This window comes from Pseudomonas sp. Irchel s3h9 (genome assembly GCF_900187475.1).
GTDB lineage: Bacteria > Pseudomonadota > Gammaproteobacteria > Pseudomonadales > Pseudomonadaceae > Aquipseudomonas > Aquipseudomonas neuropathica.
The window spans coordinates 1-1,484 of the sequence record NZ_FYDH01000031.1 but is presented as its reverse complement, the minus strand read 5'-3'; the positions used below and the strand labels follow the sequence as shown (position 1 = coordinate 1,484).

At 53.3% G+C, this 1,484-nt stretch carries 1 pseudogene; it reads right to left on the bottom strand.

From position 1 onward, the window contains the following. Positions 1–1,360: pseudogene (locus CKW26_RS29230) on the bottom strand (IS4 family transposase); the annotation flags it as partial. Positions 1,361–1,484 lie beyond the last annotated feature (124 nt).

The window sequence follows — 1,484 nt, the reverse complement described above, 5'->3', positions numbered from 1 at the left end:
TTTTTCTGACATCTGCCCTTGCTGACCGACGTGGTTTGGTCAGCAAGGGGTAGGCTTGAGGTCTTCGTTTTATGGCTCGCGGCTCGATACGACCAGGCCGATTTCCGACGCGCCTCTGAGCAATCAGCATCAATAAATTCGACAGGCCATCCTCGTCTTCGGAACTGCCATATTGTCGCAGCGCCAGCCATAGCTGAAGGCTGTGTTTGAAGCTCAGTTCGCGAGGTAAACAGTCAGCTAACAGAGCCGATTGTGCCATCAGCATTCGGATCAGATTGTGAGCTAACAGATAGACCCATAACTCCTTTACTGCCATGCCTGGGGTTTTGCAGCTTAACTTGCCTAGTCCCAGCGTAGCTTTGAGATTGCGCAGATCCAGTTCAACATGCCATCGACCCTTGTACAGCGATTTCAGGGCTGTTTTAGGTGTCTGCTTTGGGCAATGCAACGTGGTGACCAAAGTTTTCCCACCCGCCTTCAACTCCCGCACGGTCAGTCTTTCAGGCGCCTTTTCGTAATGCGCTTGACTCATCCACAGCGGTCTTCTTACAGGCTTTTTCAATTCGATCAGGTGATCTTCCGAACCGAGACTCTGACCTAGGCGAAAGTCCGTGCTGCGCCGTCGAGCACCGTATTGTTCGAACACGCCATCGATACCTCTTCGTTGCAACTCGCACAGCAAGAAATAGGTAGCGTAGTAAGCGTCGCCTAACAAAATGTCACCTGTTTTCAACGTGTTGAGCATTGATCTGAGCAGTGTCTGTTCATCGCCGCCCTTGCCTCGGAAACGCCCAAGGGCAGCATCTAAAACGGCGCCGCTGGAGAGGCAGACGATGCCCACCACTCGACACAACGGAAAACCAAGACCGACTTTCTGGCCGCGAGATTGCGGATAGGCGTCCTGATTAGCCGCTGTGTCGGGCATGCTGACCGTCGTGCCATCCACCAGCCGCACAGGTCGTCCCATCCAGCGTCACGACGAGGGTGCGTTATCACTTATCGAAGCACCGGTGTGCCTGACTAGCGTGGAAACCATTTCCACAGGCAGGCGCTTTCTGGCTTTGCAGTAGGCGCCCGTGCGAGTGCTATTGGGCTTCATGCCGCCACATGACCGTTTAATCGACAGGTCGTTCACGGCGTTCTGGCAGGAGCGGTCGGCACTCATTGCTTGAGCCAGAAACATAGACAACGTTTCAGTTGGCGGAAACAGGCGTTCCCGATGTTTTGGCAGTGCAGACTCGACGCGTTGTAAGAGATCGGGAGACGTGAGGAGATTGAAAAACGCATAAGCATCGCAGTCCGAAGCGTGTCGATGAAAACGTTGCTGTTGATGCTGAAGAACTTCACGTCTACGATCCATTTGGGGCTGTGTCCTTGGTTTGTCGGGGTGTGTTCGCAACTATCACCGTAGACCAAGACCAGCCCTTCTTCATTTTTTGCTTTCAGCTCAAGTGGTTAGCTGTTAAGTAAGTGCCATTCGGGAC